14 protein-coding genes, 1 tRNA gene, 2 rRNA genes and 1 riboswitch are annotated in these 14,161 nt (G+C 28.4%); of the genes, 6 read left to right on the top strand and 11 right to left on the bottom strand.

What is annotated here, in order from left to right; genetic code table 11:
• Window positions 1-12: 12 nt before the first annotated feature.
• From B2S02_RS11860 to rrf (B2S02_RS11825), 8 genes are all read right to left on the bottom strand, one after another.
• Window positions 13-699 carry a DUF4956 domain-containing protein gene (locus tag B2S02_RS11860; protein ID WP_346877171.1) on the bottom strand — a complete coding sequence of 229 codons (687 nt, stop codon included), beginning with the start codon at window positions 697-699 and terminating at the stop codon, window positions 13-15.
• A 26-nt stretch (window positions 700-725) separates the two neighbouring features.
• Window positions 726-1,412 (bottom strand): polyphosphate polymerase domain-containing protein, encoded by a 687-nt coding sequence (locus B2S02_RS11855; protein WP_346846314.1) that lies wholly within the window; start codon window positions 1,410-1,412, stop codon window positions 726-728.
• 346 nt (window positions 1,413-1,758) lie between these two features.
• Window positions 1,759-1,876 (bottom strand): 5S ribosomal RNA (gene rrf, locus B2S02_RS11850).
• 79 nt (window positions 1,877-1,955) lie between these two features.
• Entirely contained in the window at window positions 1,956-2,303 is a 348-nt protein-coding gene (locus B2S02_RS11845) for a PH domain-containing protein (RefSeq protein WP_346846313.1), read from the bottom strand.
• A 136-nt stretch (window positions 2,304-2,439) separates the two neighbouring features.
• Entirely contained in the window at window positions 2,440-2,802 is a 363-nt protein-coding gene (locus B2S02_RS11840) for a hypothetical protein (protein WP_346877172.1), read from the bottom strand.
• A 308-nt stretch (window positions 2,803-3,110) separates the two neighbouring features.
• Complete coding sequence (locus tag B2S02_RS11835) at window positions 3,111-3,848, bottom strand: trimeric intracellular cation channel family protein (RefSeq protein WP_346846311.1); 738 nt, start codon at window positions 3,846-3,848, stop codon at window positions 3,111-3,113.
• Window positions 3,849-3,938: 90 nt separating this feature from the next.
• Window positions 3,939-4,038, bottom strand: a riboswitch (glycine riboswitch).
• A gap of 410 nt (window positions 4,039-4,448) precedes the next feature.
• Window positions 4,449-4,524, bottom strand: a tRNA-Lys gene (locus tag B2S02_RS11830).
• A gap of 5 nt (window positions 4,525-4,529) precedes the next feature.
• A 5S ribosomal RNA gene (rrf, locus tag B2S02_RS11825) occupies window positions 4,530-4,646 on the bottom strand.
• Between the two features lie 384 nt (window positions 4,647-5,030).
• On the opposite strand from rrf (B2S02_RS11825), the gene B2S02_RS11820 reads away from it, so the two are divergent.
• A complete protein-coding gene (locus tag B2S02_RS11820; RefSeq protein WP_346846310.1) occupies window positions 5,031-5,495 on the top strand; it encodes a hypothetical protein in 465 nt (154 codons plus the stop codon).
• Window positions 5,496-5,546: 51 nt separating this feature from the next.
• On the opposite strand, the gene cysS is transcribed toward B2S02_RS11820, so the two are convergent.
• Window positions 5,547-6,953, bottom strand: a complete 1,407-nt coding sequence (gene cysS, locus B2S02_RS11815) for a cysteine--tRNA ligase (protein ID WP_346877173.1) — start codon at window positions 6,951-6,953, stop codon at window positions 5,547-5,549.
• Between the two features lie 483 nt (window positions 6,954-7,436).
• Here cysS and B2S02_RS11810 point away from each other — a divergent pair, with 483 nt between their 5' ends.
• Window positions 7,437-9,041 carry an amidohydrolase gene (locus tag B2S02_RS11810; RefSeq protein WP_346920746.1) on the top strand — a complete coding sequence of 535 codons (1,605 nt, stop codon included), beginning with the start codon at window positions 7,437-7,439 and terminating at the stop codon, window positions 9,039-9,041.
• 82 nt (window positions 9,042-9,123) lie between these two features.
• Here the strand turns inward: B2S02_RS11810 and B2S02_RS11805 are convergent, their stop codons facing one another.
• Window positions 9,124-9,501 carry a hypothetical protein gene (locus B2S02_RS11805; protein ID WP_346877175.1) on the bottom strand — a complete coding sequence of 126 codons (378 nt, stop codon included), beginning with the start codon at window positions 9,499-9,501 and terminating at the stop codon, window positions 9,124-9,126.
• Window positions 9,502-9,694: 193 nt separating this feature from the next.
• On the opposite strand from B2S02_RS11805, the gene B2S02_RS11800 reads away from it, so the two are divergent.
• From B2S02_RS11800 to B2S02_RS11790, 3 genes are all read left to right on the top strand, one after another.
• Window positions 9,695-9,919 (top strand): DUF378 domain-containing protein, encoded by a 225-nt coding sequence (locus B2S02_RS11800; protein WP_035134290.1) that lies wholly within the window; start codon window positions 9,695-9,697, stop codon window positions 9,917-9,919.
• Window positions 9,920-10,073: 154 nt separating this feature from the next.
• Window positions 10,074-10,739: a DUF2284 domain-containing protein gene (locus tag B2S02_RS11795; RefSeq protein WP_346920745.1), complete on the top strand. Its 666-nt coding sequence runs from the start codon at window positions 10,074-10,076 to the stop codon at window positions 10,737-10,739.
• An 88-nt stretch (window positions 10,740-10,827) separates the two neighbouring features.
• Window positions 10,828-12,273: an NADP-dependent glyceraldehyde-3-phosphate dehydrogenase gene (locus B2S02_RS11790; protein WP_346920744.1), complete on the top strand. Its 1,446-nt coding sequence runs from the start codon at window positions 10,828-10,830 to the stop codon at window positions 12,271-12,273.
• 57 nt (window positions 12,274-12,330) lie between these two features.
• On the opposite strand, the gene B2S02_RS11785 is transcribed toward B2S02_RS11790, so the two are convergent.
• Window positions 12,331-13,041: a lysophospholipid acyltransferase family protein gene (locus B2S02_RS11785; protein WP_346846304.1), complete on the bottom strand. Its 711-nt coding sequence runs from the start codon at window positions 13,039-13,041 to the stop codon at window positions 12,331-12,333.
• Window positions 13,042-13,162: 121 nt separating this feature from the next.
• Between B2S02_RS11785 and B2S02_RS11780 the strand changes: the two genes are divergently transcribed.
• A complete protein-coding gene (locus B2S02_RS11780; protein WP_346920743.1) occupies window positions 13,163-14,020 on the top strand; it encodes a ComEC/Rec2 family competence protein in 858 nt (285 codons plus the stop codon).
• Window positions 14,021-14,161: the final 141 nt, after the last annotated feature.

Here is a 14,161-nt window from a genome sequence, read left to right as displayed (position 1 = left end):
ACCACCTAAATATTAAGACATGTATTCTCCGTTGTAACTTACTAACACTGCATTGTTTACTCCTGATATACTGCTAATTTCATTTACAAATTGAGTAGACATTTCTTTTAATCTTATTTCTACTGTTAATTCAATATTGCTCCCTGCAGAAACGGTTTTAGACTTCACCACATATTTTTTAACATATTTATTAATATACTCCATGGCATTATTTTCACTTCTATCTCCCTTACAACTTACAACTAAGATATAAGGATTATCAATACTTTTCTTATTTGCAAATACCATAATCATAATTCCTATAAATGCTGAGCCAAATACTGCAAGAGGTATTAATCCTGCGCCTACAACAATTCCTACACTTATTGACCAAAATAAAAATGCAATATCCATAGGTTCTTTAACTGCTGTACGAAACCTTACAATTGATAAAGCACCAACCATACCAAGTGAAAGTACTACATTAGAAGTAATTGCAAGAATAATTAATGTTGTAACTAAACTCATTGCAATAAGTGAAATACCAAAACTTTCTGAGTACATTACGCCTTTAAAAGTTTTCTTATATACTAAAAATATGAATAGTCCAATAGCAAGAGCTAGTCCTAGGGCTATAGCTACATCTACAATTGAAAAACTTGATGCCTTTTCTAAAAAACTTGATTTTAAAATATCATTAAAACTTAATGCTTTATCCATTTTTATCTCCTCCAAATAACTTAATTTTATTCATAAATTCTGCAAGCTGCATATTTTGAAAAAGCAGAACTTTCTCTATCTTTTCTTTGAATCATATCTCTAATAATTTCAGGAAAAAACTCATCAAACTTAACCTCTAAAACTATAGGACTCCTTCCTGGCATTCCTATGGTAGCAAGGTTATCATTAAAAAAATTTTGTGAATATAAACCACTCTTAATGTTACTATCAAAGGTAATTCTCACGTTTCCTGGCTTGAATACATATGCTTCCCTTGTATATTCAACTATAGTCTTAGGACGTAATAAATCATATTTCATCTTTGAGTATAACTCTGTTAAAATAGGCTCCTTGTATTTAAATATGTCATCAATATTATTTTTTATTATATCTTCACATTGATTCATAGATATACTTGTTGCAATCTTACTGCATAATCCATTAACTTTACTTTTTTTCTCTAATTTTATAAAAGAATGGTTATCATTATAAATTCTTAATCTAAATTTTTCTCTATTATTTACTCCATTAATTTTTTCCATTAATGCCTTATTATTAATATTATCAAAATATAGACTCTTTACAGTATAAGTACCCTTATCTCCTGCATTCTCATCTAACTGTGCAATATTTTTTAATCTGTTTTTAATTGCCAAATAGTCTGAAATATTTATTAAATGCTTTATCTCGTGTCTAAATTTAACTTGTTTCATATAAATCACCTCCTTGTGTCATCTAGTACAATCCTATACTAAATTACTTAGCTTAAATTTATCTTAAATTTATTTTTATCTACATTACCTATATATTTAGTTTTAATCTTTATTTACAAATGATTGTCTAATAACATAAACTTGGCTAATAATAGCTGATTTTGCACAAAAAAGAAGAGATAAAAAACTATCTCTTCTTCTTTATATTTTAAAGTCACCGTATATTATATCTTTAGTTAATTTAAGATTTTAATAGATTCATTAATAAATATGTTAAGCATATTAATAATAAACCATTATACATCCTTTTATCTTGCTTCTTTAAAGTTTTTAGCTTCTGTTTTATACCCGGCAATAACTACTTTTCCCACATTTTCATTAATGTAGTATATATAGCCTATTAGAACTTAACTTACGTGTTCGGAATGGATACGGGTGTAGCCTCTAATAGTATACTCACCAGATTTAAATTATTATTATTATTTACTATTATTATAGATAATAATCATTAAACCTTGAAGTTTCTTTTGGCTACTTATTTTATTATAAATTTTTATTTATACTATCTACAAAATTATGTACATCTTTGCTTATGATAAATTTCATTGAATAAGATTTTTCTTTTCCAGCTATAAAAATTTTATGGCCAAGTTTTTCTTCATTAGCCTCTACATATTCAATATCTTTATATTCTATAATGTCATCATAAACTAGGAAAAATCTTTTACCACAAAATCTGATTTTTTCATTAGTGGTTACTAGTATCCCTGTCATTGTATTTTGTCTTCCATTTACAGTACTTTCAAAAGCACCTTCCACATAATAATTTATAACTTCATTTTTATTAAGCCTCTCTTCAATTAGTTTTATCAATTTTTCTCGTCTAGTCATCTTACAATCCTCCTAAAATAATAGTCATCACTATATATATTAATATACAGTGATGACCATTTCTATATTTGATACATGTTTATTTTAATATTTTATCTATAAATATTTGCATTTAAGTTATTGATAATACTATATTTTACCAGAAAAATCCACCAAATGGGCATATGCAGAATAATAGTATTAAAATTATCCACCAATCATCTCCGCTTGAGCATTGACAATGGCATGGTGGGCATGGTCTTGGACATGGTGGACATGGTTTTGGACATGGTGGGCATGGTTTTGGACATGGTGGGCATGGTCTTGGACATGGTGGACATGGTCTATGATGTGATGGCTTACAATCATGTCCCCAATTTCCATCTTTGCCTCTAAAGGACTCTTGTTCAAAATCTACTCCATCCGGTTGTCCATATCTGAAATCTTGAGCAAACATTTCTGCTGAATAGTCTTGTTCATTATTTTCATCATAATAGAAGAATTCATTATTATTTAACATATTATATTTCTCCCCACTTTTTAATCAATTTTATAATAGTTTCTAACAACTAAACATTTTATAGGAACCTATAATACTATAAAATATTTCTGTCTAGATCTAGTATATTAATGTTTATTTACATTAAGAATTAGCTTCAATAGCTGTTCCTAATAATATAATATGTACTCATAATAATTATGTGATGTTTATTTATAAAAAATATTAGAAATAAGAAGTTACTACTTTTTGCAATATATCCAGTAGATATATTCACGTAATGTACTATTAAAATCTATATGAGCTTTTTCTTTACTTAATTATTGGCCCTATAAGTTTATATCATACTTGTCAGAATTAGATATTGGTAAATTTAATTTGAGTCTTATAGATATAGCTCTGCATAATAATATTATTGTGAAGCATACCCAAAAAGTTATATCGTAATTCACTTCATAATAGTTAAATAAGTAAAATACCGATGCTCCAAGTATTGATGCCACTGCATAAATCTCCCTTTTAAAGATCATTGGAGTATCCTGAACAAAGGTATCCCTTAAAATTCCGCCTCCAACACCTGTAATTAATCCCATACAAACTACTAAAAATATATTGCTATGAGCTTGCTTAAAAGCTAAATTTGCACCTAATATTGTAAATGTAGCAAGTCCAATTGAATCTAAAATTAATATTACTTTTTTTAAGATAGCTATTTGCTTTCTCCTATTAGCTATTTTAAGTACTTGTTCCTCACTCATATATTTATTACCCTGAGATTCAGAAATAATTTCTTTTCTTTTAGATGTAGTGTACATACTAGATAATTTAGGATATCCGTAAAAAGCCATAATAGATACCACTATACTTATAATAAAATAAGTAGGGTTTATAAAAGCAGTTGGTGGTGTTTGTCCTAAGGTTATATCTCTAAATATTCCACCCCCAATAGCTGTAATAATTCCTAAAAATATAACTCCAAATAAGTCTAATTTTTTTTGCATCCCTACTAAAGCTCCAGAAAATGCAAATGCCACTGTTCCAACAACTTCAAAAATAATTAATAGCATAATTATATTCTCCTCTCTACTTATGTGTAATAATATTCCAATTTAATATTTTGCATTATAAAAGGAGTAAAAAACATAATTAATAAATGCTTTTTACTCCCTGTCCTTTTATCTGAAAGATTCCCTATAAAGGTTGCTTCGTTGATGCTCTTTAATTATTAATGTAAAGAGTCTCTCCAGGGTTATGTCCTGCTATTGTATTCAACCTGAAAGTTTCAAGTTAATTAAAAGCTTGTAATTAACTCTTTCTCCTACGGTTACTTAGTCTTTAAAAAACTAAGTATCTTCAATAACATTCATCCATACAATATTAAATTTAATTTTCTTCCTTACTTAATTTATATGAATTTTTCATATAAATCAAGCCATTTTATAATATTAAATACTAAATTGATTATCTATACGATTTCAAAATTTAAAAGCAATATATTCTATCCCTGTAATTTTCAACAGAGCTTTTTCCATACTTAGAACTGGTTCTCCTTTAGGAGCAATGGATATCTATGGACTTAACTCCTCTTTACTCTCACTTTGAAAGACATAGGAGTAAAGACCTTGTAATCAACCTATAAAAAAAACACCTTATAAAATAAGGTGTTTTGGTGGCTCACCGGGGGATCGAACCCCGGACACCATGATTAAAAGTCATGTGCTCTACCGACTGAGCTAGTGAACCAAACTACCTGGCAATAACCTATCCTTCCACACAGCCTCCCGTGCAGTACTTTTGGCTCTTTGAAGCTTAACCGTCGTGTTCGGCATGGTTACGGGTGTTACCTTCAAGATATGCTTACCAGATAAGTACATAGAAATTATAATTATCTTTGTACTTATACAAACTAAATAAGTTTGTCTTTAATGAAGAATTTTTTAATTTTTCATTAGCATTGCGATAATACCACTAACTTAGTTGTTGATATACGGATATTGCTCATATAGAAAAAGTCTGCAATATCATCGCCCAGTTAAGAAAATAACTATTTTCTTTATCATCGAATACTCTCAATGACTTTTATTATTTTACTCGATTATTTATCCCATGTCAATAATATTATCTATATTTTTATACATTTTTCTGCCTATATATATTTTGCCATAGTTGAAATCACATGTAAAATGAATATATATATACTCTATTTAATATACTTAATATATGAATTTTAAATTTCCAAGGAGTATTTTATGGAGGATATAAGCAAAATATCTACTAGCATAGACAATTTAACAGCACTAATATCATCTAGCCTAGATAAAATAAATGAAAGTTCTTCAGAATCTGCTTCTGATCCCAGCACTTTACTTTCTCTTAAAAGTGAGTTGCTTTCTTTAACTGAAATTACTACTAGCCTAAATGTGCTAAAAACTCAGCTTAACTTATTATCTCTTAATGATTATGAAGTTTTATATGTAGCTAATTGTATATCACCTTTGCTTCAAATATTAATTCAGCTTTCTAATACTTCTTATCTAACTATGGGCACAACACAATTATTAAATAATTCTACTATCACTAAAAGAAAAACCTCTAAATTGAAAAAAGCTGAAAAAACTGCCTATAAAATTCTTGAGCAAATTAACTGTATATATCCTGTATTGGAATGTAGAATATATAACTTTATTAATAACATATGCAATTGTGAGGATTAACAAAAACACATGGAGTTACTTTCAAATTCACCCCATGTGTTTTTATTTTATTTACTTTACTCTCCAAGAAGTTCCTTCTTTACTATCTAGCACCTCTATATTCATCTCTAATAACTGTGCTCTAATTTTATCTGATCTTTTATAGTTTTTTTCTTTTCTTGCAATATTTCTTTCTTCAATAAGATGATTTATTAGTTTCTCATCCACTTCAATAGCCTCTTTTTCAATAGTCATTAAATTAAGTGAGAAAACTTTATCAAAATCTTCAATTAAAAATGCTTTCTCTTTATTATTTAATTCACCATCTTTTATAACCTCATTAAGCACTGTAAATGCATTGGCTATATTTAAATCATCACTTATTTGAGTTTTAAACTTTTCTTGATATCCGCTAATAAGTTCCTTATTCATATTATTGGTTTCATCAATATTAGTTAATATAGTCCCTATTTTTTTCTTTAATGCCTTATAGCCATTTTGGGCATCTTTTAGACTTTCAAAACTAAATACCAGTTGTTTTCTATACTTAGATTGTAAGCAGAAATATCTATAATCTAATGGACTAAATCCTTCTTCTTCAAGTTTAGATACTGTTAAAAAGTCTCCACTTGATTTAGACATTTTGCCTCCATCTAACACTAAAAATTCTCCATGAACCCAGTAATTTACCCATTTATGACCCAAAGCTGCTTCTGATTGAGCAATTTCATTTGTATGATGAACTGGTATATGATCTATTCCACCACAGTGAATATCAATATTCTCACCTAAGTATTTAATACTCATGGTTGAGCACTCTAAGTGCCATCCTGGAAATCCTCTACCCCAAGGAGAATTCCATTGCATTATTTGATTGGAGAATTTAGAATTTGTAAACCATAGTACAAAATCTAAAGGATTCTTCTTATTTGGATCTATTTCTATTCTACTACCAGCTTCTAACTCATCTATACTGAGATTTGCAAGCTTTGTATAATCTTCAAATTTATCTATTTCAAAATATACATTTCCATTTGATTCATATGTGTAACCACGTTCTTCAAGCTTTTGAACAAATTTGATCATATCCTCTATGTGTTCTGTTGCTCTACATACCACTGTTGGTTTTTTTACATTTAGCTTTTTACAATCTTCAAAAAAAGCATCTTCATAAAATTTTGCGATTTCCCATACTGTTTTATGCTCACGACTTGCACCTAGAGCCATTTTATCTTCACCTTCATCTCCATCTGATTGAAGATGACCTACATCTGTTACATTCATAACATGCTTAACTTTATAACCTACATACTCTAAGGATTTTTTTAATGCATCCTCAAATATATATGTTCTTAAGTTTCCTATATGGGCATAATTGTAGACAGTAGGGCCACAAGTATACATTCCAACTTTATTTTTATTGGCAGGAATAAATTCTTCTTTATTTCTAGTCATGGTGTTGTATAAATAAAAACTCATCTCATGTCTCCTTTACATATTTCTTATAACTAATGTTTTAATGATAATTACTGTTCTGTAACTTATCTATATAATATATGCTTAACTATATTTATACTTTACATAACATTAAACTGTTCTTATTCTAAATCATATTAGTATAAAATATAAAAAACTACAGAACCAACTGTAGCTTAAATAACGATTAAAATTTATATCAATTATTAATTACATTATTATAGCTCAGTAGTATCTTGTTAAATTATACATATGTTACAACAGCAACAACAACATCTACACATAATAATGCTCTCCTTTAAAATAATTTATATTTAAATTTTATCATATAATAATAATTTTACAAGTTATATGTATAAATAACACTACAATTTATTTAAAATTTCTCAACAACTAAAACCTTTACAAGTTTTAAAGAGGATTTTATATTATTCTAAAGAATAACTATATATATTATTTAACTATATTATAATAGGTGGTGATTATATGTCTATAGATATATACGTTAATGGAAACGTTATATCCTTGGATAACAATAAGGTTTATGAATCCTTTGCTGTGAGAGATGGAAAATTTCTAGCGGTAGGATGTAATGACGACTTACTGTCATTATTTTCTAAAGAGGGCTACAAAGTTACAGATTTAAAAGGCAATACTGTAGTTCCAGGTTTTAATGATGCTCATATGCATCTACTTAATTATGGGTTTCAAAAGACTGCAGTAAGGCTAAATAACTTATCCTCCATAGATGAAATGATTAGTGTTGTGAAGTCTTATCTTAATAAAAACAATATTCCAAAGGATACATACATAATTTCTAGAGGCTGGAATGATAACTATTTTAAAGAACAACGACTTCCTAATAGATATGATCTGGATAAAATCTCCTGTGATCATCCAATTATATTTTCTAGAATATGTGGTCACATAGGGGTAATTAACTCAAAAGCTATTGAACTCTTAGGTATAGATAAAATGAAAGAAAATCCTACTGGCGGTGCTATAGATAGAGAAAATGGAGTTCCTACTGGAATTCTTCGTGAAAATGCTTTAAATATTGCACTTAGTAAGGTTCCTACCACTTCTGTAGAAGAGATAAAATCTTCACTCCGTAGCGCCTTTGATGACTTAATTAAATGTGGCATAACCTCTGTCCAAACTGAAGACTTAACTCACTGTAGAAGTTTACCTAATTTAATTCAAAGTTATAGAGAGTTAGAAGAAGAAGGCAACCTCCCTGTAAGAATAACTCTTCAGCTATGCCTTAATACTGATGAATTATTAGAGGAAGCTAATAGTTTTGGTTTGAAGTCAAAGGTAGGTAGTGATTTTCTTAAGGTTGGAGGTCTTAAACTTTTTCAAGATGGCTCTTTAGGTGCTCGTACTGCAGCTATGATAGATAACTATGAGGATACTCCTGGTAATGGTATTAGTATTTATTCTCAAGAGGATTTAGATAATTTTGTTACTAAGGGTTTTAAACAAGGATTTCAAATTATTATCCATGGTATTGGAGATAGAGCTTGTGAAATGATATTAAACTCCTATGAAAAAATTTCTAAAGATACTGAGGATAATCTTAGACCTGTTATAGTTCACTGTCAATTTACTAATGAGGATTTATTAAATAGATTCAAGGAGCTCAATGTAATAGCTAATGTACAACCAGCTTTTATTATGAGCGATTATCCTATAGTTGAAAAAGCTGTAGGCAAAGCTAGAACTAAAAGTAGTTATGCCTTTAATTCTATGATACAGAAAGGCATTCCTGTAGCCTTTAGCTCTGATGCTCCTATTGAAAGTTTTAATATAATCCAAGGAATCCATGGAGCTGTAAATAGAACAGATCTAAATAATAAACCTGTAGATGGCTTTAATATTGATGAAGGTGTTACCCCTTTAGATGCTTTAAAAGCTTATACTACAGGACCTAGTTACATGTCCTTTGATGAAGATATAAAAGGTAAAATTAAAGTAAATTATCTAGCTGATTTTGTAGTTTTATCTCAAGATATAACTGCTGTACCTAAAAACAAAATTAAAGAAACCAAAATTTTAGAAACCTATGTTAATGGAATAAAGGTTTTATAGCATATTTATAAAAAAATAAAGAAAAGGATGTAAGTATTTAATTATACTTGCATCCTTTTCTTTATCTAATTCAACTATATTTTTATTTATTATTAGGATTATTTTTAACTCTATTAGGTTTTGCCTTTGGTTTTATTACTATATCATTTTTCTTACTCTTAGGTTTATTATAAGCAGCCTTGGCAATTTTATTTTGAGTCTTAGACATGAAGCCACACAAATCCCAAAACCATAGAAATAATATAACGAATATACCTGGTATTACATAATTTGTTACTAACACTGGTAATGTTGTAAATACTAGTGGTGGTACTACAAACACAATAAAAGCCATTATAAGTACTAACCATTTGTTTATTTTTATTTTATTAAATACAAATTTCTTTAGTAAAGCATATATACCTAATACTATAATTGAAAATAATAAAATACTTCCTAAAAATATTAATACATTTTTCATAAAATTCCTTCTTTCAAATATATTGTAACTAAATAGTATTATATAATATATATCTATAAAAATGTACTTACTATAACAGATTTTTAATATGTTCACAAAATATTAACAATAGGATTTTTTATGATTTTTTGTTTAAAATTTAAAACTAATGGTAATACTATCAACTGTAATCTATTTAAAAGGAGATGTTTTTATGAAAGTATTAGACTCAATTGCACTAATTTTAGTTATTGTTGGTGCGGTAAACTGGGGCCTAATAGGATTATTCCAATTTGACTTAGTTGCAATTTTATTTGCAGGTTCTAGTGCCTTCGGTGCTATAAGCACATTTAGTAGAATTGTTTATGCCATAGTAGGATTAGCAGGTCTTTATGCTATATCATTCTTTGCAAAGAGTAAATATACTGATGTGGAATAATTTCTAAAGCCGCAATTGCGGCTTTTTTATTTTATAATTTTATAGGATTTATTTTGTTTTTAATTTATAATAGTTTAGATAGGTTGGCAATAGCATAATGTAATTTAAATAAATTTTTTAACTTATATAAAAATGCTCTATGCCTAAATATCCTATGAAAAACTTAGCTGAGGTGTTAAAAATGATAAAATATATTTCTTATAATGTTAAAAAGTGTAGTATTGATGAATTATTAAAGTATTATACTCCTGAGATAGTAAATAAATACTGCGAAAGTTGTAATAAATTTAATAAGGTATGGTCTTGTCCTCCACTCTCTTTTAGTGATTTAGAATATGTTTCTAAGTTCAAATATTGTTATGTAATTAGTGGTAAAACCTATATAAACCAAATTCCAAAGGAAGAACTAAATAATATTGTTACCTACTCTCTAAGTAAATATAGTGATATAAGTAATAGCACTGATGAATTTACTAATACTTTTAATGGTCTTTATTATAGTTTTAGAGAATTTAATGATAATAAAATACTCTCCTTAGAATCTTATTATAATGACAGCATTGCACTATTTTCTGGAAGATGCCTAATTTGCAACAACTGCTCTCGTAGTAATAACATGCCTTGTATATTCCCAAGGAAATTAAGATATTCATTAGAAGGTCTTGGTTTTGATGTATGTGGAATAGTGGAAAATATTATTAATGATAAAATTCAATGGAGCAGTAACTCAACACCAGAATATCTAACCTGCGTATCTGGATTACTTTCCAATTTAGATATTTCTGAAGATAAAATTTTGCAAATATTGCATAGTAATTAAAACTTAATATTCTATTTCTAGTATTTAAACTTACCTCTTTGATAATAATATTATTAATAAATAAAAATATGAAAGAGGTGGTTTTTCTTTGTTCAAATGTGTAAAGAAAGAAAATCATTACTGTAATTTAGTAAATGGTCAATGGATGACAACTGAAAATACTATAGATATTTTTTCTCCTAGTGATAACTCATTAATAGGTACTATACCTCAAATGAGTCAAGATGATGTGGATAAGATAATAAGTTTTGCTAAAGAAAGCCAAAATTCCTGGAGTGATGTACCTGTAAGTAAACGTTCTGAAATCTTACATAAAGCAGCAACTTTGCTTGAAGAAAATTGTGATGAATTATCTAAAGTTCTTATGATGGAAATAGGCAAAGATATTAATTCCTCTATTTCTGAAGTAAAGCGTACTGCAGATTTTATAAGATTTACTGCAGATGCTGGTAAAAATCTAGAAGGAGAAACAATAGCTGCTGATACTTTCCCAGGATTTAAAAAAAATAAGATGAGTCTAGTTCAAAGAGTACCTATAGGCTTAGTCCTTGCTATATCACCTTTTAACTATCCAATTAACCTATCAGCTTCCAAGATTGCTCCTGCCTTAGTTGGTGGTAACAGTGTTATTCTTAAACCTCCAACACAGGGTGCTGTAAGTGCTCTTCATCTTATTAGGATATTTCAAGAAGCAGGTGTTCCTGATGGGGTAATAAACTCTGTTACTGGTAAATCTTCTGAAATAGGTGACTATCTAGTTACTAACGACAATATAAACTTTATCAACTTTACTGGTTCTACAGAAGTAGGTAAACATATAGCTAAAATTGCTGGTATGGTACCTATGATTATGGAACTGGGTGGAAAGGATGCTGCCATTGTACTAAAAGATGCTGATTTAGATGACACAGCTAGAGAAATTGTTTCAGGTGCATATAGTTATTCTGGCCAAAGATGTACAGCTATTAAACGTGTATTAGTTACAGAAGATGTTGCCGATGAATTATCCTCTAAAATCTTGGAACAAGTAAAAAAACTCACTATAGGCACTCCTGAATCTGGAGCTAAAATTACTCCTTTAATTGATAAAAAATCTGCTGATTTTGTTGAAGAGCTTATTCAAGATGCCTTAAGTAAAGGTGCAAAATTACTATATGGTAATAAGCGAGAGGGTAACTTACTACACCCAACTCTTTTTGATATGGTAACTAGTGATATGCGTATTGCATGGGAAGAGCCTTTTGGTCCTGTACTACCTATAATTAGAGTAAAGGATAAAGATGAAGCAATTGAAATTGCTAATAAGTCTCAATATGGACTTCAATCCAGTGTATTTACAAGAAATATTAATGATGCCTTCTATGTAGCTAACAAATTAGAAGTGGGGGCTGTTCAAATAAATAATAAGTCTGAAAGAGGACCAGATCACTTCCCATTCTCCGGTGTTAAAGCTTCAGGTATGGGTACTCAAGGCATAAAATATAGTATTGAAGCTATGACTAGACTTAAATCCATAGTATTAACCATAGACTAAATTAAATTTAATAGAAAAGCTTCAAAGAAATTTTCCTTGAAGCTTTTTATTTATATATTATATATTCTCATCTTGTGATCTTGCTATTATCTCTCTACATATCTCAGATAAATTAGCTTTTTCCTCTTTACTTAAGTCCTCCATATAAATTGGTTTATGAAAAATAATTTGAGCTTTTAAATCTTCTGGATCTCCCTCTAATCCCTTATAGGTTCCATTTACCGTAATTGGTATCACTGGTACATTAGCCTTAACTGCAAGTTTTAGGCTTCCCTTTTTAAAATCACCTACACCTTTGTCTCTATTTCTTGTACCTTCTGGAAATATAAGCATAGATCTGCCACTTTTTATTATTTCTATAGCTTGAAGGATTGCCTTTAAACCTTCCCGTCCATTTTCTCTATCTAAAAATACACATCCTAATTCCTTCATCCAATAGGATATAACCGGTACTTTCTTCATTTCGATTTTAGCCACAGCTCCTGCAGTATCTTTTATATTCATCATTATTACAGGTATATCTAGCATACTTTGGTGATTTGAAACATAAACACATGTTTGATTTAATAAGTTTTCACTACCTACAACATGAACTTTTAATTCAGAATATTTAATTGTAGCAGCAGCCCAGTCCTTCTCTAAATTATATAAGTATTCTTCCCTTTTTTCTTCTGTTAATTTATTTTTACATATTGAATATGTAATTCTTTTAATGGCAATTTCAAGCATTTTAAAAGAAAATTTTATTCCAAATCTTAATTTTCTCAAATAATTCACGTCCTTTTTTAATGTTTACATTTAATTATATCAATAATATTTATTCTGGTGAAGTATATATTGAAATTTTGTCAATACTTTATATATTACATGTACTACTTAAGGAGGTCTCATGAAAAAATTTTATAAAAGTAATAGAACTCTATTTATATTATCTATAATATTTTTTGTCTCCTTTTTCTTACTAGGTTATACTAGCAAAAATAGTATTAATACTAAATTGAAGGATTCAGAAACTAGGATACATTTTATAAATGTTGGCCAAGGAGATTCTATTCTTATTGAGAATAATAATTTTAATGTTTTAATAGATAGTGGACCAAATAGCGCTAAAGACACTTTAATTTCTTATCTTAAAAAATATAAAATTAAAAAATTAGATTACCTTATTGCATCTCATCCTCACGAAGATCATATTGGTTCTATGGATGATATAGTTAATAATTTTTATATAGAAGAGTTTATTATGCCTAAAGTTTTATCCACAGATAAGAATTTTTCTAACTTAGTAAACGCACTTAAAAGTAAAGGACTTACAATTAGAAATATTAATGACGATCTTAAAATTCAACTTTCAGAGGATAATTATATAGATTTTCTATGGACCGGTGATATCTCCGATGATAATTTAAACAATCATTCTATAGTAATAAAATATATAAATAAAAATACCTCATTTTTGTTTACTGGAGATATGGAAGAAGAAGTTGAAAATATTTTATTAGCTAGTAAAAAATCTTTAGAATCTACTGTATTAAAAGTAGCACACCATGGAAGTAAGACTTCATCTTCCAAAGGATTTTTATCTAAAGTAAACCCTAGAATAGCTGTAATAAGTTGTGGCATGGGAAATGATTTTGGTCATCCTCATAAAAATACTTTAAAAGCATTGGAAAATCTAAATTCTAAAATACTTAGGACTGATATAAATGGAAACATTATAATAAAAACAAATAATGATATCTACTGAACATGAAGGTAGCTAATATTAAAAGTATGCAACATAGCTAATATTTAATTAATAGCTATGTTGCATACTTTTCAAATATATTATCAAAAAATAAAAAAAGCCTTACTTTGTAAGACTAAAAATGGCTCCGCGAAGAGGATT

The sequence above is a fragment of the Clostridium sp. UBA7339 genome (assembly GCF_002470865.1).
Classification (GTDB): domain Bacteria; phylum Bacillota; class Clostridia; order Clostridiales; family Clostridiaceae; genus Clostridium_J; species Clostridium_J sulfidigenes.
Note: the sequence above shows the minus strand (reverse complement) of the source record. Positions and strands in the feature narration are given on the sequence as shown.